Source organism: Klebsiella ornithinolytica (assembly GCF_030505655.1).
In the GTDB taxonomy this organism is placed as follows: Bacteria; Pseudomonadota; Gammaproteobacteria; order Enterobacterales; family Enterobacteriaceae; genus Klebsiella; species Klebsiella ornithinolytica.
The window spans coordinates 4,752,559-4,773,705 of record NZ_CP130153.1; the positions used below are offsets into that span (position 1 = coordinate 4,752,559).

20 protein-coding genes and 3 tRNA genes are annotated in these 21,147 nt (G+C 56.2%); 7 read left to right on the forward strand and 16 right to left on the reverse strand.

Annotated features, from left to right (window positions below; all coding sequences use genetic code 11):
* Positions 1 to 228: 228 nt before the first annotated feature.
* On the forward strand, positions 229 to 1,896 hold the full coding sequence (ettA, locus tag Q1L34_RS22550; protein WP_004857675.1) for an energy-dependent translational throttle protein EttA: 1,668 nt from the start codon (positions 229 to 231) through the stop codon (positions 1,894 to 1,896).
* A gap of 68 nt (positions 1,897 to 1,964) precedes the next feature.
* Here ettA and nadR read toward each other — a convergent pair whose 3' ends face one another.
* The 3 genes from nadR to serB form a co-directional block, all read right to left on the reverse strand.
* Positions 1,965 to 3,197: a multifunctional transcriptional regulator/nicotinamide-nucleotide adenylyltransferase/ribosylnicotinamide kinase NadR gene (gene nadR, locus Q1L34_RS22555; RefSeq protein WP_004857673.1), complete on the reverse strand. Its 1,233-nt coding sequence runs from the start codon at positions 3,195 to 3,197 to the stop codon at positions 1,965 to 1,967.
* A 145-nt stretch (positions 3,198 to 3,342) separates the two neighbouring features.
* Positions 3,343 to 4,725, reverse strand: a complete 1,383-nt coding sequence (radA, locus tag Q1L34_RS22560) for a DNA repair protein RadA (RefSeq protein ID WP_004857671.1) — start codon at positions 4,723 to 4,725, stop codon at positions 3,343 to 3,345.
* Between the two features lie 10 nt (positions 4,726 to 4,735).
* The gene (serB, locus tag Q1L34_RS22565; protein WP_004857669.1) at positions 4,736 to 5,707 is read right to left on the reverse strand and encodes a phosphoserine phosphatase; all 972 of its coding nucleotides are present in this window, start codon (positions 5,705 to 5,707) and stop codon (positions 4,736 to 4,738) included.
* A gap of 103 nt (positions 5,708 to 5,810) precedes the next feature.
* On the opposite strand from serB, the gene Q1L34_RS22570 reads away from it, so the two are divergent.
* Both Q1L34_RS22570 and lplA read left to right on the forward strand, forming a co-directional pair.
* Entirely contained in the window at positions 5,811 to 6,446 is a 636-nt protein-coding gene (locus Q1L34_RS22570) for a YtjB family periplasmic protein (RefSeq protein ID WP_004857667.1), read from the forward strand.
* 17 nt (positions 6,447 to 6,463) lie between these two features.
* Positions 6,464 to 7,480: a lipoate--protein ligase gene (gene lplA, locus Q1L34_RS22575; RefSeq protein ID WP_004857664.1), complete on the forward strand. Its 1,017-nt coding sequence runs from the start codon at positions 6,464 to 6,466 to the stop codon at positions 7,478 to 7,480.
* Positions 7,481 to 7,647: 167 nt separating this feature from the next.
* Here the strand turns inward: lplA and deoD are convergent, their stop codons facing one another.
* The 12 genes from deoD to Q1L34_RS22635 all read right to left on the reverse strand — a co-directional run bounded on the left by deoD (position 7,648) and on the right by Q1L34_RS22635 (position 19,108).
* Positions 7,648 to 8,367 (reverse strand): purine-nucleoside phosphorylase, encoded by a 720-nt coding sequence (gene deoD, locus Q1L34_RS22580; RefSeq protein WP_004857662.1) that lies wholly within the window; start codon positions 8,365 to 8,367, stop codon positions 7,648 to 7,650.
* Between the two features lie 103 nt (positions 8,368 to 8,470).
* Complete coding sequence (deoB, locus tag Q1L34_RS22585; RefSeq protein ID WP_004857660.1) at positions 8,471 to 9,694, reverse strand: phosphopentomutase; 1,224 nt, start codon at positions 9,692 to 9,694, stop codon at positions 8,471 to 8,473.
* A 52-nt stretch (positions 9,695 to 9,746) separates the two neighbouring features.
* A complete protein-coding gene (gene deoA, locus Q1L34_RS22590; protein ID WP_327204289.1) occupies positions 9,747 to 11,069 on the reverse strand; it encodes a thymidine phosphorylase in 1,323 nt (440 codons plus the stop codon).
* 156 nt (positions 11,070 to 11,225) lie between these two features.
* The gene (gene deoC, locus Q1L34_RS22595) at positions 11,226 to 12,005 is read right to left on the reverse strand and encodes a deoxyribose-phosphate aldolase (protein ID WP_004857657.1); all 780 of its coding nucleotides are present in this window, start codon (positions 12,003 to 12,005) and stop codon (positions 11,226 to 11,228) included.
* 468 nt (positions 12,006 to 12,473) lie between these two features.
* Complete coding sequence (locus Q1L34_RS22600) at positions 12,474 to 13,253, reverse strand: TatD family hydrolase (protein ID WP_327204290.1); 780 nt, start codon at positions 13,251 to 13,253, stop codon at positions 12,474 to 12,476.
* Positions 13,250 to 14,323: a patatin-like phospholipase family protein gene (locus Q1L34_RS22605; protein WP_004857652.1), complete on the reverse strand. Its 1,074-nt coding sequence runs from the start codon at positions 14,321 to 14,323 to the stop codon at positions 13,250 to 13,252. The genes Q1L34_RS22600 and Q1L34_RS22605 overlap by 4 nt, the downstream gene beginning before the upstream one ends.
* Before the next feature lie 250 nt (positions 14,324 to 14,573).
* A complete protein-coding gene (locus Q1L34_RS22610; RefSeq protein WP_004857650.1) occupies positions 14,574 to 14,735 on the reverse strand; it encodes a DUF1328 domain-containing protein in 162 nt (53 codons plus the stop codon).
* A 254-nt stretch (positions 14,736 to 14,989) separates the two neighbouring features.
* A complete protein-coding gene (gene osmY, locus Q1L34_RS22615) occupies positions 14,990 to 15,601 on the reverse strand; it encodes a molecular chaperone OsmY (protein ID WP_327204291.1) in 612 nt (203 codons plus the stop codon).
* Positions 15,602 to 15,819: 218 nt separating this feature from the next.
* Positions 15,820 to 17,409: a peptide chain release factor 3 gene (prfC, locus tag Q1L34_RS22620; protein ID WP_004857644.1), complete on the reverse strand. Its 1,590-nt coding sequence runs from the start codon at positions 17,407 to 17,409 to the stop codon at positions 15,820 to 15,822.
* 91 nt (positions 17,410 to 17,500) lie between these two features.
* Entirely contained in the window at positions 17,501 to 18,178 is a 678-nt protein-coding gene (gene yjjG, locus Q1L34_RS22625) for a pyrimidine 5'-nucleotidase (RefSeq protein ID WP_004857643.1), read from the reverse strand.
* A 101-nt stretch (positions 18,179 to 18,279) separates the two neighbouring features.
* Positions 18,280 to 18,726, reverse strand: a complete 447-nt coding sequence (gene rimI / locus Q1L34_RS22630; RefSeq protein ID WP_054829012.1) for a ribosomal protein S18-alanine N-acetyltransferase — start codon at positions 18,724 to 18,726, stop codon at positions 18,280 to 18,282.
* Complete coding sequence (locus Q1L34_RS22635; protein WP_004857639.1) at positions 18,695 to 19,108, reverse strand: DNA polymerase III subunit psi; 414 nt, start codon at positions 19,106 to 19,108, stop codon at positions 18,695 to 18,697. Before Q1L34_RS22635 ends, rimI begins: the two co-directional genes overlap by 32 nt.
* 205 nt (positions 19,109 to 19,313) lie before the next feature.
* Here Q1L34_RS22635 and rsmC point away from each other — a divergent pair, with 205 nt between their 5' ends.
* From rsmC to Q1L34_RS22655, 4 genes are all read left to right on the forward strand, one after another.
* Entirely contained in the window at positions 19,314 to 20,342 is a 1,029-nt protein-coding gene (gene rsmC, locus Q1L34_RS22640) for a 16S rRNA (guanine(1207)-N(2))-methyltransferase RsmC (RefSeq protein WP_032716531.1), read from the forward strand.
* Positions 20,343 to 20,508: 166 nt separating this feature from the next.
* Positions 20,509 to 20,595: transfer RNA gene (locus Q1L34_RS22645), tRNA-Leu, on the forward strand.
* A 28-nt stretch (positions 20,596 to 20,623) separates the two neighbouring features.
* Positions 20,624 to 20,710: transfer RNA gene (locus Q1L34_RS22650), tRNA-Leu, on the forward strand.
* 31 nt (positions 20,711 to 20,741) lie between these two features.
* Positions 20,742 to 20,828: transfer RNA gene (locus Q1L34_RS22655), tRNA-Leu, on the forward strand.
* Positions 20,829 to 20,849: 21 nt separating this feature from the next.
* Here the strand turns inward: Q1L34_RS22655 and Q1L34_RS22660 are convergent.
* A complete protein-coding gene (locus tag Q1L34_RS22660; protein WP_032716607.1) occupies positions 20,850 to 21,089 on the reverse strand; it encodes a DUF1435 domain-containing protein in 240 nt (79 codons plus the stop codon).
* Between the last annotated feature and the right edge of the window lie 58 nt (positions 21,090 to 21,147).

The following is a 21,147-nucleotide window of genomic DNA, read 5'->3' on the forward strand; positions in this document are numbered from 1 at the left end:
CTTCCTCTGTTAAAAGTACATCTCACTACATCAGAGCAGCATCATGCCGCTTTTTAAATGTCCCGGTGTCGCTATAGATATGCTAACCAGACAACGCCAAACGTGCCACGTCCTGGACATTTTTTTACTCTTCTGTGAATCCCATCGCCTCTCTGGGCTTAACGCGTGAAAAAGGCTACACTTCGCCTTTGAAAACTATTCATCAAAATAAAAGAGGCGAAGTCCACCGTGGCTCAATTCGTTTATACCATGCATCGTGTCGGCAAAGTGGTTCCGCCGAAACGTCATATTTTGAAAAATATCTCCCTGAGCTTCTTCCCTGGCGCGAAGATCGGCGTTCTCGGTCTTAACGGTGCCGGTAAATCTACCCTGTTACGTATTATGGCCGGCATCGATACCGACATCGAAGGCGAAGCCCGTCCGCAGCCTGGCCTGAAAATTGGCTATCTGCCGCAGGAGCCGCAGCTCAACCCGGAGCAGACCGTACGTGAGTCGGTAGAAGAAGCGGTAGCCGAAGTGGTTAACGCGCTGAAAGGCCTGGATGAGGTGTATGCCAAATACGCTGAGCCAGATGCCGACTTCGATAAACTCGCGGCGCAGCAGGGCAAGTTTGAAGAGATCATTCAGGCTCACGACGGTCATAACCTGAACGTGCAGCTGGAACGTGCGGCCGATGCCCTGCGTCTGCCGGACTGGGAGGCGAAAATCGCCAACCTGTCCGGTGGTGAACGCCGCCGCGTGGCGCTGTGCCGCCTGCTGCTGGAAAAACCAGACATGCTGCTGCTCGACGAACCGACCAACCACCTGGATGCTGAATCCGTGGCCTGGCTGGAACGCTTCCTGCATGACTTCGAAGGGACCGTCGTGGCGATTACCCACGACCGTTACTTCCTCGATAACGTGGCTGGCTGGATCCTCGAACTGGACCGCGGCGAAGGGATTCCGTGGGAAGGGAACTACTCCTCCTGGCTGGAGCAGAAAGATCAGCGTCTGGCGCAGGAAGCTTCTCAGGAAGCGGCGCGCCGTAAATCCATCGAGAAAGAGCTGGAGTGGGTACGCCAGGGCGCGAAAGGCCGTCAGTCTAAGGGCAAGGCCCGTCTGGCGCGCTTTGAAGAGCTTAATAACGTCGAATACCAGAAGCGTAACGAAACCAACGAACTGTTTATTCCGCCTGGAGCCCGTCTGGGAGATAAAGTTGTTGAAGTCAGCAACCTGCGTAAGTCTTACGGCGATCGCGTGCTGATTGACGATCTGACCTTCTCGGTACCGAAAGGGGCAATCGTCGGGATTATCGGCCCTAACGGCGCCGGTAAATCGACCCTGTTCCGCATGATGTCCGGTCAGGAACAGCCTGATGCCGGTTCCATCACCCTGGGTGAAACCGTGAAGCTGGCTTCCGTCGATCAGTTCCGCGACGCGATGGATAACAGCAAAACCGTCTGGGAAGAAGTCTCCGGCGGGCTGGATATCATGAAGATCGGCAACACCGAAATGCCTAGCCGCGCCTACGTCGGTCGCTTTAACTTTAAAGGCGTCGACCAGGGTAAACGCGTGGGCGAACTCTCCGGCGGTGAGCGCGGTCGTCTGCACCTCGCGAAGCTGCTGCAGGTTGGCGGTAACGTGCTGCTGCTCGATGAACCGACCAACGACCTGGATATCGAAACCCTGCGCGCGTTAGAAAACGCCCTGCTGGAGTTCCCGGGCTGCGCGATGGTTATCTCGCACGACCGTTGGTTCCTCGACCGTATCGCGACCCACATTCTGGATTACCAGGATGAAGGTAAAGTCGAATTCTTCGAAGGTAACTTCACCGAGTACGAAGAGTATAAGAAACGCACCCTCGGCGCCGATGCGCTGGAGCCAAAGCGTATCAAGTACAAGCGTATTGCGAAGTAATAAAAACGGGTGGCCCAGGCCACCCGTTTTTTTATGCTCAGCGCACGCCAGAACTCTCCAGGCAGTAGTTAGCCCGGTTCACCCATCAGCTGCTTGACCAGATCAACGCAGCGCAGAAAGCGCGTGTCGTAATCCGACTCTTTCACATGCACAAAGTCGATCTCATTCTCTTTGAGCAGCGACACCAGCAGCGTCTGGAACTCCTTGCGATCCACCGAGCTACCGAGGCTACGTAAGCCGTCGGCAACCCACGGCGTATTGTTCTCCAGCAGAATCACCAGGTCAAAACGGTACTCGTCGATCAGCGCCTGAACGAAGGGGTGCTCGCGCCCTTCATACTTCAGGCAAAATGCCTGGGTGCTGACGAAATCGGTGTCGATAAACGCCACCTTATTGGCATATTTAACCGCGAAATCAATATACTGCGCGTGGCCAAGCGCAATTTTGTCATAGTCGGAATACTGCAGCGCCATCTCATCGCCGCCGAGGTGCGAGAAGACGTAATCGCGACCATACTCCCAGGCGCTGGTGGTGTTAAAGATATTCGCGAGCTTATTGACCAGCGTCGATTTCCCGCTCGATTCGCCGCCCAGAATCGCCACCGTACGTACAAAGAACGGTTTCACTTCCGTCGGGATGTACTCCCAGTAGCGGAACGGGTTTTCACGGATCTGCCCGCCGCTGATGCTCATAAAGGTGCGTTTCGGATCGATCAGCACGGTTTCGATCGCCAGATGCTGCCGATATTGCTGCGCATCGGCCTCTTCCGAGGTGTAGATCCAGTTCGGCTGGATCCCTTTATCGCTCATAAATGCGCGGATCCCGCGGCTCCAGACGTCCCAGCCGTGGGGATAAGGTTCCATCCCCTCTTCATTAAACGCATGGATACGGATATTTTTCTGATATTTGAAGGTTTGCAGCAGCCAGCGCAGACGATCGGATACCGTCGGCTGTTGCGACATCGCGCTGTCTTCAAACAGCTGACGATCGCGCGTATCGTCGTAACCCATGATGATATGCAGCTCATCCACCTGGCTACAGGCGCGCTGAATCAGATAGATATGCCCGGTGTGCAGCGGATAGAACTTACCAAATACCACGCCGACGCTCTTTTGCCGACGCGGGAATTCCAGGCCAAGAAAACGGTGCAGGGCTTCCAGCTTCTGCGCGCTTGGGCTTTTGATTTTGGCATTCAGCAGCTGGCTCAAATAGCCTTTGGTCATTCCGCTGGCTTCCGCGACCTGTTGCAGCGTACAGCCCTTTTGCTTAATCGCGGTTTTGAGATAGTCGAAAGATGACACAAGAGCCTCCTGCTTTAGCAAAACTGAAGAAATACCCTGTTGCGGCCGGCAGACGGACGAAGCACGATGAACCGAGGCAACTCAGTCGTTCATACGGACCTACGCAGCCAGCCCCTCTGCCGCCGGACAGGCGGCGGGTATTTAATTATAAGTCGTCAAACACGCTTAGCGCGTCTGAAAGCTTTTTCACACCAAAGATTTGCATCCCTTCTGGTGCTTTTTTCGGCACGTTGGCCGCCGGGACGATGGCGCGACGAAAACCATGTTTCGCCGCCTCGGAGATGCGCTCCTGGCCGCTGGGCACCGGGCGGATTTCGCCGGACAGCCCCACTTCACCAAATACCACCAGATCGTGCGGCAGCGGACGATCGCGCAGGCTGGAAACCATGGCCAGCAGCAGCGCCAGGTCAGCGCTGGTTTCCGCCACCTTCACCCCGCCGACAACGTTAACAAAAACATCCTGATCGGCCATCTGCAGACCGCCGTGACGGTGCAGAACCGCCAGCAGAATCGCCAGGCGGTTCTGCTCCAGCCCTACCGCAACGCGACGCGGGTTAGACATCATTGAATGGTCGACCAGCGCCTGAATCTCCACCAGCAGAGGACGAGTGCCCTCCCAGACCACCATCACCGAGCTGCCGGAAGTCACTTCATCGCCGCGGCTGAGAAAAATCGCCGAAGGGTTGCTGATTTCACGCAGCCCCTGCTCGGTCATCGCGAACACCCCCAGCTCATTCACCGCGCCAAAGCGGTTTTTATGGCTGCGCAGGGTACGAAAGCGAGAATCGGCATCGCCATCCAGCAGCACCGAGCAGTCAATACAGTGCTCCAGCACCTTCGGCCCGGCCAGCGAGCCATCTTTGGTCACATGACCTACCATGATGATCGCTACATCGCGCGTTTTCGCAAAACGCGTCAGATAGGCCGCCGTTTCGCGTACCTGGGCGACGCTGCCCGGCGACGACTGAACGTCAGCCATATGCATCACCTGGATCGAGTCGATAACCATCAGCTGCGGCTTTTCGTCATCGGCTATCTGGCAGATTTGTTCAATGCTGGTCTCGGAGAGCATATTGAGATTAGCGGTCGGCAACCCCAGGCGGTGAGCGCGCATCGCTACCTGCTGCAACGACTCTTCCCCGGTGACGTACAGCGTTTTCATGTTTTCCGACAGTCGGCACAGCGTCTGCAGCAGCAGCGTCGATTTACCCGCCCCCGGACTGCCGCCAATCAGAATTGCGCTGCCCGGCACCACGCCACCGCCGAGCACGCGGTCAAACTCTTTAAAACCGGTGGAGAAACGCGGTAGCGCCTCGAGGCTAATCTCCGACAGTTTTTGTACCTTCGACGCACCGGCATTCCCGGCATAGCCCGTCAGACGCTCGTTTCTCGCCACCTGCGGCGAAGCGGCAATACGCACCTCGGTGATGGTATTCCAGGCATGACAGGCGCTGCACTGCCCCTGCCAGCGCGGGTAATCCGCACCACATTCATTACAGACAAATGCGCGTTTTGGAGCTTTCGCCACGTGTTACCTCTTACTTTTGATTCATGCTGCCTGAGAGAATACAGAAGACGCCCATCAGATCAGCGTGACGGATTGTCACTTCCGCCTGTTCATTCACTTTTGGCTTAGCATGATACGCGATCCCCAGCCCCGCCGCTTTGATCATCGGTAGATCGTTGGCGCCATCGCCGATCGCCACGGTCTGCGCCGGCGGGATTGCATATTTTTCCGCCAGTTTTCTCAGCGTGGCGGCTTTATATTTGGCATCGACAATATCGCCGATGACGTTCCCGGTCAGCTTGCCGTCCATAATCTCCAGCTCATTAGCGACCACGGCGTCAAGATGCAGCTTGTCGCGCAGGTATTCGGCGAAGAAGGTGAATCCGCCGGAGGCAATCGCGACTTTCCAGCCCAGGGTCTCCAGCTTCAGCACCAGCTGCGCCAGCCCCGGCATCAGCGGGAGCGATTCGCGCACCTGCAGCAAAATATTGGCATCGGCATCTTTCAATGTCGCCACCCGCTGACGCAGGCTGGCGGTGAAATCCAGCTCGCCGCGCATCGCACGTTCGGTCACTTCCGACACCATTTCGCCGGTTCCGGCCAGTTTGGCGATTTCGTCAATGCACTCGATTTGAATCGCCGTGGAGTCCATATCCATCACCAGCAGCCCAGGCGTACGCAGATGCGGAATTTTCCCCAGCGGGGCGACATCCAGCCCCGCTTCGTGCGCCAGCCGGGTTGCCCGCAGCGTCAGAGAGCCCGCCAGACGAATAACCTGATAATCTTCGACAACCCAGGAGGCAACGATAACCAGCGCGGCACCCAGCTCACGCTGCCAGGCGGTCAGCCGGCGTTTATCAAGGCCGCGTCCGTAGAGCAGCCAGCCGCTGCGTCCGGCATGGTAATCCAGCGGCATGACCTCATCACCGCTCAGCGAAAGCGGTAATCCAGGCCACAGGGAAACATCTTCGGGCAGATCGCACCAGGTCAAACTGTTTGGCATTACGGCTCCACATTTCTTTATTCAGGCCAGGAAAATAACGCATGAGGCTACCTTGTAACCAGCGCTTCTGGCAACATTAAGCTGTAAATATTAAAGGTGGAATATGGTACGCGCAAAACTGAAATTCCGACTGCATCGCGCCGTCATTGTTCTTATCTGCCTCGCGCTTCTCGTTGCCCTGATGCAGGGAGCGTCGTGGTTCAGCCAGAACAGCCAAAAGCAACGTAATCCACAGTTAGAAGAACTGGCTCGCACCCTTGCGCAGCAGGTTACGCTGAATCTGGCGCCAATGATGCGCAGCGAGACCCCTGATGAAAAACGGATCGGTGAGCTGCTGGAGCTGCTCACCCGCCAGAGCCGGGTCCTCGATGCCGGAGTCTATGATGACCAGGGCGATCTGGTCGCCCGCTCGGGCGAAGGGGTCAACGTGCGCGACAGGCTGGCGCTGGACGGCAAAAAAGCGGGGGGTTACTTCAATCAGCAGATCGTGGAGCCGATTCAGGGTAAAAACGGGCCGCTGGGCTACCTGCGCCTGACGCTGGATACCCATACGTTAGCCACCGAGGCGAAACAGGTGGATAATACCACCAATATTTTACGTCTGATGCTACTGCTGTCGCTGGCCATCGGCGTGGTGCTGACCCGCACGCTGCTGCAGGGCAAGCGCACCCGCTGGCAGCAATCGCCCTTCCTGCTCACTGCCAATAAGCCGGTGCAGGACGAAGACAAAGATGAATAAGAATAAGGAAATCGCTGATGTCGACGCTACGCCTGCTGCTCTCAGACTCCACGGATCCCTGGTTCAACCTTGCGGTTGAAGAGTGTATTTTCCGCCAGATGCCCGCCACCCAGCGCGTGCTGTTTCTGTGGCGCAACGCCGATACGGTGGTCATTGGCCGGGCGCAAAACCCGTGGAAAGAGTGCAACACCCGCCGGATGGAAGAAGATAACGTGCGCCTGGCCCGCCGCAGCAGCGGCGGCGGCGCGGTATTCCACGATCTCGGCAATACCTGCTTTACTTTCATGGCGGGTAAACCCGAGTACGATAAAACCGTCTCCACCCGGATTGTGCTGGCTGCGCTGGCGGCGCTGGGCGTCGCGGCTGAAGCCTCCGGGCGCAATGACCTGGTCGTCAAAACAGCCGAAGGCGATCGTAAAATCTCCGGTTCAGCCTATCGCGAAACCCTTGACCGCGGTTTTCACCACGGAACGCTGCTGTTGAATGCCGATTTAAGTCGTCTGGCAAACTATCTCAACCCGGATAAAAAGAAGCTGCAGGCGAAAGGTATCACCTCGGTGCGCGGCCGGGTGGCCAATCTGGTTGAGCTGCTGCCGGGTATTACGCACCAGCAGGTCTGCTCGGCGATTGAAGAGGCCTTTTTCGCCTACTACGGCGAGCGCGTCGCCGCGGAAGTGATTTCGCCCGATAAGACGCCGGATCTGCCGAACTTTGCCGAGACCTTCGCCCGCCAGAGCAGCTGGGCATGGAATTTTGGTCAGGCGCCGGCCTTCTCCCACCTGCTGGATGAGCGCTTTGTCTGGGGTGGGGTTGAGCTGCACTTCGACGTTGAGAAAGGCCATATCACCCGTACGCAGGTCTTTACCGATAGTCTCAATCCGGCACCGCTGGAAGCGCTGGCTACGCGATTGCAGGGCTGCCCGTATCGGGCTGACGTGCTGCAGCAGGCGTGTGAAGCATTAATAGTGGATTTCCCGGAGCAGGAGAAAGAGCTGCGGGAGCTGTCGGGGTGGATTGCCGGCGCGGTGCGCTGATAAAAAAGCCGGATGGCGGCTACGCCTTATCCGGCCTACAGATTCGGCACCATTTTGTTGGCCCGGTAAGCACGAGAATAGCGGTTACGCCCTATCCGGCCTACAGATTCTACGCGGTTTGCCAGGCCCGGTAAGCGCAGCGCCACCGGGCAATAGCCATACAACTTTTACTCTTTATCGCCCAGCAGAACGGATTCCAGCGCGATTTTGATCATATCGTTGAACGTCGTCTGACGCTCAGCCGCAGTCGTCTGTTCATGCGTGCGAATATGATCGGAAACGGTGCAGATAGTCAGCGCTTTCGCCCCGAACTCCGCGGCTACGCCGTAGATACCGGCGGCTTCCATTTCCACGCCCAGGATGCCGTATTTTTCCATCACGTCGAACATGGACGGATCCGGGGTATAGAACAGGTCTGCGGAGAAGATGTTACCGACGCGGGCATCAACGCCCAGCGCTTTTGCAGCATCAACCGCGTTACGCACCATGCCGAAGTCAGCGATAGCGGCGAAATCATGGTCTTTAAAGCGCAGACGGTTGACTTTGGAGTCGGTGCACGCGCCCATGCCAATCACCACATCACGCAGTTTCACATCAGCACGTACCGCACCGCAGGAGCCCACGCGAATAATCTTCTTCACGCCGAAATCGGTGATCAGCTCTTTGGTGTAGATGGAGCAGGACGGGATACCCATACCGTGGCCCATGACGGAGATCTTGCGGCCTTTATAGGTACCGGTAAAGCCCAGCATGCCGCGCACGTTGTTCACTTCGCGCACGTCTTCAAGGAAAGTTTCCGCGATGTGCTTCGCGCGCAGCGGGTCGCCCGGCATCAACACGACGTCAGCGAAATCACCCATTTCTGCATTAATATGAGGAGTTGCCATCTTCAGTTCCTTTTATATTGTTGTTTTTGCCGGGCGGCGCCTGCGCCTTGCCCGGCCTACAAAACCGTAGGCCCGGTCAGCATAGCGCCACCGGGCAATGACCTTAGAACATGGCCTTGCCATATTCCATGTCGGACGTACCAAAGTATTTCGCCAGGGTCTGGCCGATATCGGCGAAGGTTTCACGGTGGCCCAGCGAGCCCGGTTTAACTTTCGGGCCGTAGACCAGTACCGGGATGTGCTCACGCGTATGGTCAGTACCCTGCCAGCTCGGGTCACAGCCGTGGTCAGCGGTCAGGATCAGAATGTCATCTTCACCCACCAGCTCCATCAGCTCCGGTAGACGACGGTCAAACAGTTCCAGACCCGCCGCATAACCGGCGATATCGCGACGGTGGCCCCAGGAAGAGTCGAAGTCCACGAAGTTAGTGAAGACGATGGTCTTATCACCCGCTTCTTTCATCTCTTTGATGGTCGCGTCAAACAGTGCATCGAGGCCGGTCGCTTTCACCTTTTTGGTGATCCCGCAGTTGGCATAGATGTCTGCGATTTTCCCAACGGAAACCACGTGGCCGCCTTTCTCGTCAACCAGCTTTTGCAACACGGTCGGCGCAGGCGGTTCAACGGCCAGATCGTGACGGTTGCCGGTACGCTGGAAGTGGCCCGGTTTATCACCCACGAACGGACGCGCGATAACGCGGCCAATGTTGTAGCCACCTTCAGTCAGTTCCTCACGGGCGATTTCGCACAGCTCGTAGAGTTTATCCAGACCAAAAGTCTCTTCGTGGCAGGCAATCTGGAACACGGAGTCAGCGGAGGTATAGAAAATCGGCTTGCCGGTTTTCATATGTTCTTCGCCAAGCTCATCCAGAATCACCGTCCCGGAGGAGTGACAGTTACCGAGATAGCCCGGCAGGTTTGCACGTTTAACCAGTTTATCCAGCAGCTCCTGCGGGAAGCTGTTCTGATGGTCACTGAAGTAGCCCCATTCGAACAGAACCGGTACACCGGCGATTTCCCAGTGGCCGGACGGCGTATCTTTACCGGAAGAGAGCTCATGCGCCCAGGCGTATGCGCCAATGACGTCCGCACTGGCGTCCATCCCGGCAGCGATTTTGCCGGTCGAGCCCTCGTGAGCTTTGACCAGCCCCAGACGGGTCAGATTAGGCAGATTCAGCGGGCCTTTGCGACCATGGTCAGCCTCGCCCTTAGCGCAGGCTTCAGCAATGTGGCCCATAGTGTCTGAGCCGACGTCGCCAAAGCGAGCGGCATCTTCAGTCGCACCGATGCCGAAAGAGTCCAGCACCATGATAAATGCACGTTTCATATTATTCTCCGTACCTTTTGCGCTGCAAAAAAGCGATCAGATCAGTATACCGTTATTCGGTGATTCGGCGATAGACCGTCAGGGTTTCTTTCGGCGCCTTATCGTCCAGTTTAATTGCCGCTTTGACGGCTTTCGCCGCTTCCTGCCAGCTGGCTTCGTCTTTAGCGTGGATAACCGCGAGCGGACGCTGTCCGTCAACGCTGTCACCCAGGCGCGCCATGTCGGTAAAGCCGACGCTATAGTCAATCGGATCGGACGCCTGGCGACGACCGCCGCCCATCGACACCACCGCCATACCCAGCGCCCGGGTGTCCATTTCAGCGACAAATCCTTCACCATCAGCGTAGACCGCTTTGCTCAGCATCGCGGTAGGCAGATAGTTATCGTAGTTCTCGACGAAATCGGTCGGCCCTTTTTGGGCGGCAACCATGCGGCCAAAGAGTTCCGCCGCTTTGCCGTTATCCAGCACCGCCTGCAGTTTCGCCCGTGCGTCGGCGTCATCCTGGGCCAGCTTGCCGGAAATCAGCATTTCCACGCACAGCGCCATGGTCACATCAAACAGACGCGGATTGCGGTATTCGCCGGTCAGGAAGCGAACCGCTTCACGGACTTCGACGGCGTTCCCGGCGCTGGATGCCAGCACCTGGTTCATATCGGTCAGCAGCGCGGTAGTCCGCACGCCGGCACCGTTGGAAACGCCAACGATCGCTTCGGCAAGCGCTGCGGAGAGTTCGTAGGTCGGCATAAAGGCGCCGCTGCCTACTTTAACGTCCATCACCAGCGCATCCAGGCCTTCCGCCAGTTTTTTCGCCAGAATCGAGGCGGTGATGAGCGGGATGGAATCCACCGTCGCGGTAATATCGCGGGTGGCATAGAAACGTTTGTCGGCAGGGGCCAGCGAACTGGTCTGCCCGATGATGGCGACGCCAACATCTTTAATAATGCCGCGGAAACGGGCGTCATCCGGGAAAATATCGAAACCCGGAATGGCTTCCAGTTTGTCGAGGGTGCCGCCGGTATGACCGAGGCCGCGCCCGGAGATCATCGGCACATAGCCGCCGCAGGCGGCAACCATCGGGCCAAGCATCAGCGAAGTCACATCGCCCACGCCGCCGGTAGAGTGTTTATCGACAATCGGGCCGTTCAGATTGAGGCTTTTCCAGTCCAGAACGGTTCCTGAATCCCGCATTGCCATGGTTAACGAGACGCGTTCTGGCATAGACATATCGTGGAAAAAGATGGTCATCGCCAGCGCCGCGATCTGCCCTTCAGAAACGGTGTTATCACGGATCCCGTTGATGAAAAAGCGAATTTCGTCATCGCTCAGCGCATGGCCGTCACGTTTTTTACGAATAATTTCTTGTGCGAGAAACAAGGTAACCCCCTGAGGAATAAGGTCAAATTCGGCGGGCGGCGTTATCTGCGCCCGCGCTAAGTTCCTGTAGCCCGGCCGAGCGTCGCGACGCCGGGAATCTCCCGGCGTCGGCGCAGCTGCGCCTCATCCGGGCTACGGTTTTGTCACCGTGACGCCTTAGTAGCTGCTGGCGCTCTTACCGTCGCCGTGCCCCAGCGCTTTCAGCAGGCTTGCCAGCAGGCTGGATGCGCCGAAACGATAGTGGCGAGAATCCGCCCAGTCGGCACCGAACAGTTCATCGGCAATGGCCAGGAACTGCTGCGCATCTTCAGCGCTGCGGACGCCGCCCGCAGGCTTAAAGCCAACGGTTTTCTGTACGCCCATATCGCGGATCACTTCCAGCATGATACGTGCGCTTTCCGGCGTCGCGTTTACCGGGACTTTACCGGTCGAGGTTTTGATGAAATCCGCCCCGGCTTTAATAGAAATTTCAGAAGCTTTACGAATTAACGCTTCTTCTTTCAGCTCACCGGTTTCGATGATCACTTTCAACAGCACGTTGGCCGCCGCGCAAGCCTCTTTACAGGCCTTCACCAGATCGAATCCGACCTGCTCGTTACCCGCGATCAGCGCGCGGTACGGGAATACCACGTCAACTTCGTCCGCGCCATAAGCGATAGCCGCACGGGTTTCCGCCAGCGCGATATCGATATCATCGTTACCATGCGGGAAGTTGGTGACCGTGGCGATACGGATATCCGGGGTGCCTTGCGCGTTCAGCGTTTTACGCGCGATCGGGATAAAGCGCGGATAGATGCAGATAGCCGCTGTATTCCCTACCGGCGTTTTTGCCTGATGGCACAGAGCGATCACCTTTTCATTGGTGTCATCGTCATTCAGCGTGGTCAGGTCCATCAGTTTCAACGCGCGCAGGCTGCTTGCAGATAAATCAGTCATTTTACACTCCGACGGCTTATTGCCGGTTCAATAGTTTGTTCACCTTGCGAGTCTGTTACTATTGTAACATCACCTCGCCGTTACACTTCGACATTCATCACAGTTAATGAAAACTCATAGAGAATTTGCATTACTGTAATGTGACGCAAGTCACCTTTACGAGTGCAGTATTGCGCTGCAAAACGCCATGTTTACTTTAAGCATAATCAAAATCCGCAGACGCAACTGAATGTTAATATAATAACATAAAACCACAGGACACCTCGACAGCAGCGAGTGCATTTTGTGCTAAAAATTGAAAAACAGGCAATAATCACTGAAAAATAAGTAAGTTACTAAAAACAGGAAATGATGGAATTATAACATCCACAGAGGAGTGAGAAAGGGAGGTATCCGGGAATACCGGCGATGAAGCCGCAGCCTCTTCACCGCGGCTGACGCACGAGCGTCATCACTGAGAGTGGGACGTCACAGGGCACAGAACAACGCTTTCGTATTGTGAATCAACGTATTGGCAATGACATCCGCAGGTTCCTGTCGCAGTTCACATAGCGAGGCAAAGACACGGGCCACCTGCTCGGGCCGATTTGGCTGCCCCTGAAAACCATTGAGCGGCATATCCGGCGCATCCGTCTCCAGCAGCAGTGCCGATAGCGGTAGACGCGCCATGACATCACGCGTTTTACTGGCGCGTGGGTAGGTTATGGTTCCGCCGACGCCAATTTTATAACCTGCCTGAACGAAACGTTCCGCTTGCTGCAGGCTTCCCGCGAAACCATGCACCACGCCGGTTCTCGGCAGGGCATGTTTTTTCAGCAGCATCGCCAGCTTATCGTGAGTACGTCGGGAGTGCAGAATCACCGGCAGATCGTAACGCTTCGCCAGCCGCAGCTGCGCTTCCAGCATGACCTGCTGGCGCTCAAACTGCGGATCGTCACGATACAGATCGAGCCCCGTCTCCCCCACCGCGACCAGCTTTCGGTGGCGTTGGCGCAGGCACTCCTCCAGGCGCTCAAGACTGCGCTCATCATGCCGCTCGATCGCAATGGGATGCAGTCCCACGGCGGCATAAATCGCTTCATGCTGCTCCGCCAGCGCTAATACGCGGGGGAAATTTTCCGCTTCAATGGCCGGAACAATTATCTGCGTCACCCCGGCTTGCGCCGCCCGGGCAAGACTCTCGGCGGCATGGCCGGCGAAGGGCGGGAAATCAAAATGACAATGCGTATCGATAAACGTCCACGTCATGCCAGATCCTCGTTATCAAAGCTGGCATCATTAGCCTGCGGGGCGGTCACGAAAGTGGCCGGGTGAGAATCGTTGGCGACGGAAGCCGCCGGCACCACAACCGAGGCCGGCTGCGTGACTCGCGGCAGATGACGCACCAGCGGTGGACGGTCGGCCAGCATTTTGCCGACCGTCGCGAGGAAATAACGTCCGCACTGTCGCCCGGTCTTGTAGTCTTCCAGCAGCGCCGGTAAACGGCTTCCCAGCGCCATACTTTTAAGCGGTTTCTGCGGATAAATTTCCAGGATGCGCAGCTTACCCGGCGGCTTCTCAATAAACTGTTGGGTAGTGCGATAGGTGGCCTCGTGATGCTGGACCAGGTTCACAAACGGCTGCAGGCTGCTTTCCCCCAGCCAGCGCTCCATTCGCTTAAACCACTGCGGGGTATAGAACATCTGCGAAGGCACCGTACGGATAACCACGATGGTTTGCGCCCCGCGTCGGGCCGCCTCCTGTACGGGAATCGCATCGCTGACGCCGCCATCCAGATAGCTGATGCCGTCCAGCATGACGCCGCTGCGATAGAAACCGGGGATCGCGCTGGAGGCGCGGATCAGATCGAGCCACGTGGTCTGGGTGGGAGCAAAATAGTCTGGCGTATAATCATCGCCCCGGCAGGCGCACATCCACAGCTCTTTCCCCAGGGCGAACTGCTCCTCCGCATAGCTCATCGCCAGCGGCATTTTTTGCGCCGTGGTCTCCACCAGCCAGTCAAGATCGATGAGATTACCGCCGCGGACAAAACGCATAGGATCGAAAAATTCCCGGGCCGTGGTGTAACGGGTGATGACCTTGCGGGCGTAGCCCTGCTGGTTACACATGTAGGCCGACAGGTTCTGCGCCCCGGCGGATGTCCCCAGCATAATGTCAAAGGGGTTGAATCCCGCGCGCATAAACTCATCCAGTACTCCGGCGGTAAAAATACCTCGCTGACCGCCACCCTCGCACACCAGGCCAAGCTTGCCCGGAAGAAATGGTTTGACAGACAACGGCGCAATGTTGCCAAGCGTTACGGGAATTCGATGTCCCACCCTGCTTTCCTGTTATGTTTTATTGTACCAGCCCAAAATCATTCGGTAGGGTCTCCCCCCGGCGCTCCCGGCCCGTCGGGCGGCATTCACCGCCCGCAAGGGATCTGAAATCCTGACGTCCATCGCCGCGCCGTCCTGCAATTATTACCCCCCTGAAACCACGAAAGCCAGTCCTGAGGACTGGCTTTATGTAAAACGCTATGTCATTAAAACGCCTTTCGCGTCTTGCGCGGCAGGGAAAGACCGCTTTCTATGGGCGCCGGCGCCCGGTAAACAGGCTAACCAGGAACAGAATAATACCGACGACAAAGACGATTTTTGCAGCCCAGGCAGCCGTACCCGCCAGGCTACCAAATCCTAACGCGGCGGCAATCAGTGCAATGACCAGAAAAATAATGCCCCATCGAAACATAATGTGCTCCTTACCATAGTGGATAACGGTCGCTTTTCTGCGCGCTCAGGCCGCGCATAAATCAACCCTGTCATGCTCTTTTTCTTCACTCGTCATACGTCGAATTGCTGGTGGTCGGGCGATGCCCGTGTTCCTCGATAAAATGACCTGAATAAGCGCCAGAGGATTCATTTGTTTACCTCCCGCATGTCATTCAACGCATAATTCAAAGAGTTGAATAGTTAGCGGGAAATAACGTTATTAAATGAATGGGTTTATTTAACGCTGAGATTATTTTCTACGTTTTTAACACCAGAAACGGCTTTGGCAATGTCTGCCGCGCGATCCGCCTGCTGACGTGAATCAACGGTTCCGGATAAATGTACGGTCCCGCCACGGGTCTCAACCGTTACCTTTCGCGACGGCACAATGTCATCCGCCAACAGTTTGGCTTTAACTTGACTGGTAATGGCCGTATCGCCCGCGTACCCTTCCAGGCTGGCAGACTTCTCTGCGACCACGTTCAACTGGTCATTCACGGTGGTGACGCCTTTGACCGTTTTCGCGGCGTTCACCGCCAGATCTTTTTGCTCCGCGCTGTCAACCGAGCCGCTCAGTGTCACCACTTTATTCTCAGTTTTCACAGAGATATCGCTGCTGCGAATATTTTTATCGTCAATCAGCGCCGCTTTCACTCTGGCGGTGATGGTGCTGTCATCCATAAAATCGCCGACTTTATTCAGCGAGCTGTCGACGGCCTGACCGGCGCTGGTGGCAACCGATTGTGCGCTGTTCGTCGGCGGATTTTCTGCATATGCCGAGGCGCTTATCATGGCTGAGCCTAAGAAGAGAGCCAGCAACGTCCCGGCATCCTTTAGTCTTGTCATCTCTCTGTCCTCGTTATTTCTATATCGCTAAAGCAAAATAAGTAGCTTATTAAGCCAGAATCTTAAAAATTACTTATTAAATATAGTAGAAGGTCATGAAAGAGACGGAAAATATGTACAAAAAGTCACGCTGACGGGGATCTTTAAGAACTTTCTATAACGCGGGAAACGACGAAAAAATAGCGTGGAGCGCGGTGAGAGCCGCGCTCCGGAAGGGATTAGTGCTCGCGAGTTTTACGGAACAGAACGTCAGGATAGCGTTCCTGCGTCAGGTTCAGGTTAACCATAGTTGGCGCGATATATGTCAGATTATCACCGCCATCGAGGGCCAGCTGAATTTCGTTTTTACGCTTAAATTCCTCAAATTTTTTCACGTCGGTGGATTCCACCCAACGCGCGGTCGCCACGTTCACCGATTCGTAAATCGCTTCAACGTTGTATTCACTCTTCAGACGAGCCACGACCACATCAAACTGCAGCACACCGACCGCGCCGACAATAAGATCGTTATTGGCGATCGGACGGAAGACCTGTACCGCGCCCTCTTCAGAAAGCTGTACCAGCCCTTTCAGCAGCTGTTTCTGCTTCAGCGGATCCTTCAGGCGAATACGGCGGAATAGCTCCGGTGCGAAGTTCGGGATACCGGTGAACTTCATCATCTCGCCCTGGGTGAAGGTGTCGCCGATCTGAATCGTGCCGTGGTTGTGCAGACCGATAATATCGCCCGGCCAGGCCTCTTCCACATGAGAACGGTCGCCGGCCATAAAGGTCAGCGCATCGGAAATCACCACGTCTTTGCCCGTACGGACCTGACGCAGCTTCATGCCCTTCTCATACTTACCGGACACCACGCGCATAAAGGCCACGCGGTCACGGTGTTTCGGATCCATGTTGGCCTGAATTTTAAAGACGAAACCGGTAAATTTCTCTTCTTCCGCCGTCACTTCACGGGTATCGGTTTTACGCGGCATCGGCGCCGGCGCCCACTCAACCAGGCCATCCAGCATATGATCCACGCCGAAGTTACCTAAGGCCGTACCAAAGAAGACCGGGGTGATTTCGCCGGCGAGGAACAGATCTTTATCAAACTCGTTTGAAGCGCCCTGTACCAGCTCCAGCTCATCGCGCAGCTGCTGCGCCAGATCTTCGCCGACGGCCAGATCGAGATCCGGGTTATTCAACCCTTTCACGATCCGCACTTCCTGAATCGTGTGGCCCTTACCGGTCTGATAGAGATAGGTCTCATCTTTGTAGAGATGGTACACGCCCTTAAACAGCTTACCGCAGCCAATCGGCCAGGTGATCGGCGCGCAGGCAATACGCAGTTCGTTCTCCACCTCATCCAGCAGCTCCATCGGATCGCGGATATCACGGTCGAGTTTGTTCATGAACGTCAGGATCGGCGTATCGCGCAGACGGGTAACTTCCATCAGCTTACGGGTACGATCTTCAACGCCTTTTGCCGCATCGATGACCATCAGACAGCAGTCCACCGCCGTCAGGGTACGGTAGGTATCTTCGGAGAAGTCTTCGTGGCCCGGGGTATCCAGCAGGTTAACCAGGCTGTTGTGATACGGGAACTGCATCACCGACGTGGTAATGGAGATACCACGCTGTTTTTCCATCTCCATCCAGTCTGATTTTGCATGCTGGCTGGAACCACGGCCTTTAACGGTACCGGCGGTCTGAATCGCCTGTCCGAACAGTAATACCTTCTCGGTGATGGTCGTTTTACCGGCATCCGGGTGAGAGATAATGGCAAAAGTGCGGCGTTTGGCCACCTCTTGCAGATAAGGAGACAACGTCATAATTGATTCTTCTTAGTAAACGCGGCAACCGGCCACGCATGTGGAATACGAAAAATTGCGGCTATTTTACCCATCAATGGGGGGGAGGCAATCAGTGTTTACACAGGAGCTGCTCCAGGTCGCTTAAAGAGGTCACCGTCCAGTCGGGGTGAAGATCGGCAGGCAATTCACGCTGATGGGCATTCAGCCAGCAGGTGGCAAGGCCGGCATTCACCCCGCCGCGGATATCGGACTCTGCCGTATCGCCGACCATCAGCACGCGGGAACGATCGGGATGACCCGCCTGCGCCAGCGCGTATTCAAAAATGCGCGCGTCCGGCTTCGCCACGCCGACCTCTTCAGAAATAATCAATAAATCAAAGTGATCGCGTAAGCCGGTGCGTTCCAGACGAATCTGCTGCAGCGAGGTAAACCCGTTGGTGATGATCCCCATCTTCACCTTCCCCTGCAGCGCATTCAGCAGCGATATCGCCCCAGGCAGCGGCGAGCAGATCTCGGCCATCGCATTCATAAAGGCGTCGTTGAGTTCGCCCGGCGGCACGCTGAGGCGCTCCGCCCAGCTATTAAAACGCTGATGTTGCAGCTGCAGCGCAGTGATCGTGCCGTTTTGATAGTCCACCCACAGGGGTTTGTTCACGGCCTGATAGTCCTGAAAATCTTCAGCGCTAAAGGTCACGCTATAGTCGAGAAACATTCGCTGCAGACCGGTAAAAGAATCAAATGTAAACAGCGTTTCATCGGCATCAAAGAAAATCCAGTCCCACTTCATCGTATCACCCTGTCATTGCCCGCCACACAGGCGTCTTGTTACAGCAGGTCTGAACAGCACAGCGTCAGACTTACCCTTAAAAAAGCCTGGCGAACAGGCCGTTACATACTGACTGGCAACGCCATTATGATCGCATCCTCACGCCCGTCGGCCGTGGGATAATAGTTGCGACGAATGGTTGCCTCGTTAAAACCTAAGCTCTCGTAAAGTGCGATAGCGGCTACGTTCGACGCACGCACTTCCAGCCACAGCGTTGCGACCCCGCGTTTCTCGACCTCATCAATCACCTGCTCCAGCAGCGCTCGCCCAAGGCCACGCCGCTGAAAAGCCGGGTCGACGGCGATGTTAAACAGCGTCGCTTCATCGAGGATAATTTGCGTAATCGCGAAGGCCGCCATCTCGCCATCAACCGTTAGTTGAAGGTTGAGATAACGTTCCCCCTGATTGCTGGCAAAGGTTTGTTCGCTCCACGGAAAAGCGTGGGCGCGTTGTTCTATTTGCCAGGCACGGGGCAAATCAGCCGTGTTGAGGGTAGAAATCGTGTTCATGAGCGCAGATTTGTTGCCAGAGCGCCATACGGGCAGGCGCGCTGGTCTGGAGTTCATCAAAAGCGGGCGTCGAAACCTGCGCGCCCGCCAGCAGTAACGGTGCGTCAGTACCCAGCCGCCAGCTGTTGCAGCGGCTATCCTGCGGCAACATAGCCACGCGATCCGGCGTGAGTTGCAGTACCTGATCCGGCGACAGCGCCAAAGCACGTAGAATATCGCTGATGAGCGGTTCAGTCAGCGACGGCGGGTTTTCTGCCACCATCACCAAACGAATATGCCCTGGAAGCGAGATAGCGATTTCACCCTGTAACGCCCCGGGGCGACGCAGCGACCACCGGGTGATACCCAGCTGCTGTAATTGCCACTCTCGTCGGGAAGTCATAGCAAAACACTCCTGTTAATTAAGCGCGCAATATAGCAAATCCCGCTTATCTGCGCCAACAAACTACGAACGACGCGCCCGCCGCTCGCTCAGAGGTGAGGCGTATAGCGTTATCCGCGCGCAGGCGGCGCCAGCAGCGCCAACAAAGAGGCAGCATTCTGGATAACGTGTATAATCGGCGCCAGTCTTAATGAAGGAGTGTTTCATGTCTGCTTTTACCCCGGCAAGTGAAGTCTTGCTGCGCCACAGTGATGATTTCGAACCCGCACGCGTTCTGTTTGCCGGTGACCTGCAGGATGACCTGCCCGCACGTCTGGACACCGCGGCCAGCCGCGCCCACACCCAGCAGTTTCACCACTGGCAAGTCCTGAACGGCCAGATGGGCGAAAACGTACGTTTTAGTCTGGTCGCCGAAGCCAGCGACGTTGCCGATTGCGACACGCTGATTTACTACTGGCCCAAGAACAAACCGGAAGCGCAGTTTCAACTGATGAACCTGCTGTCGCTGCTACCGGTCGGCATTGACGTTTTCGTCGTCGGGGAAAACCGCAGCGGCGTTCGCAGCGCCGAACAGATGCTGGCCGAATATGTCCCTCTGACGAAAGTGGACAGCGCACGTCGCTGCGGGCTGTATCACGGGCGTCTGGAAAAACAGCCGACGTTCGATCCGCAGCAGTACTGGGGCGAATACCCGCTGGAAAATCTGACCATTAAAACGCTGCCAGGCGTATTCAGCCGTGACGGACTGGATATTGGCAGCCAGCTGCTGCTCTCAACGCTGACGCCGCACACCAAAGGTAAAGTGCTCGATGTCGGCTGCGGCGCAGGCGTGCTGGCGACCGTCCTGGCCAGCCACTCGCCGAAGGTCCGCCTGACGCTCTGCGACGTCAGCGCGCCGGCGGTCGAAGCGAGCCGCGCAACGCTCGCTGCCAACGGCATTGAAGGTGACGTGTTCGCCAGCAATGTGTTCTCCGAGGTGAACGGTCGTTTCGACATGATTATCTCCAACCCACCGTTCCACGATGGCCTGCAGACCAGCCAGGAAGCTGCGCAAACGCTGATTCGCGGCGCGGTCCGTCATCTGAACAGCGGCGGGGAGCTGCGTATTGTCGCCAACGCCTTCCTGCCGTATCCGGATGTGCTGGATGAAGTCTTCGGCTTCCATGAAGTGATTGCCCAAACCGGTCGCTTTAAAGTTTACCGTACCGTCATGACCCGCCAGGCGAAAAAATAATTTTCATCTTCTCCGGCGGCAGGGCAACCCCGCCGCCGGTTCCCCCCTCAAATTCGACCATTTTTGCAACAATCAATCCAGGCCACACAATTAACTATTGACGTATAGCTGAAAACCACTAGAATGCGCCTCCGTGGTAACGATACTTTCATAGTGTCGATGGTATGCGAAGGTGGCGGAATTGGTAGACGCGCTAGCTTCAGGTGTTAGTGTCCTTACGGACGTGGGGGTTCAAGTCCCCCCCCTCGCACCATAAACCACGCAGATATCGCTCGCACTGTGCGAAGGTGGCGGAATTGGTAGACGCGCTAGCTTCAGGTGTTAGTGTTCTTACGGACGTGGGGGTTCAAGTCCCCCCCCTCGCACCAACGAGGCGATATCAAAAATTAAGAATACTGTGCGAAGGTGGCGGAATTGGTAGACGCGCTAGCTTCAGGTGTTAGTGTCCTTACGGACGTGGGGGTTCAAGTCCCCCCCCTCGCACCAATATTCTTACCCTTCTCTGTATTACCCCATCAGCTTCAAATTCAACGCCATCAGCATCATTCCACTGATTAACGCTACGCATGACGGCAACAGTACGAAATGCCGTAAACGCCGGTGCCAGATCATCAATGCCGTCATCAATAGACCGACCGCGATCAGCCCACGCCAGGCATCTACCGACAGGCCAGCCCCTCCCAGTACAGCAACCAGTATCCCAGGCAACAGCACTGCCCATCCACTGCCCAAAGCTCGCTGCAACATGTTCTCACCTTTCCAATCGATAATGATAACCAATATCATATGATAGCGTTTATCATTT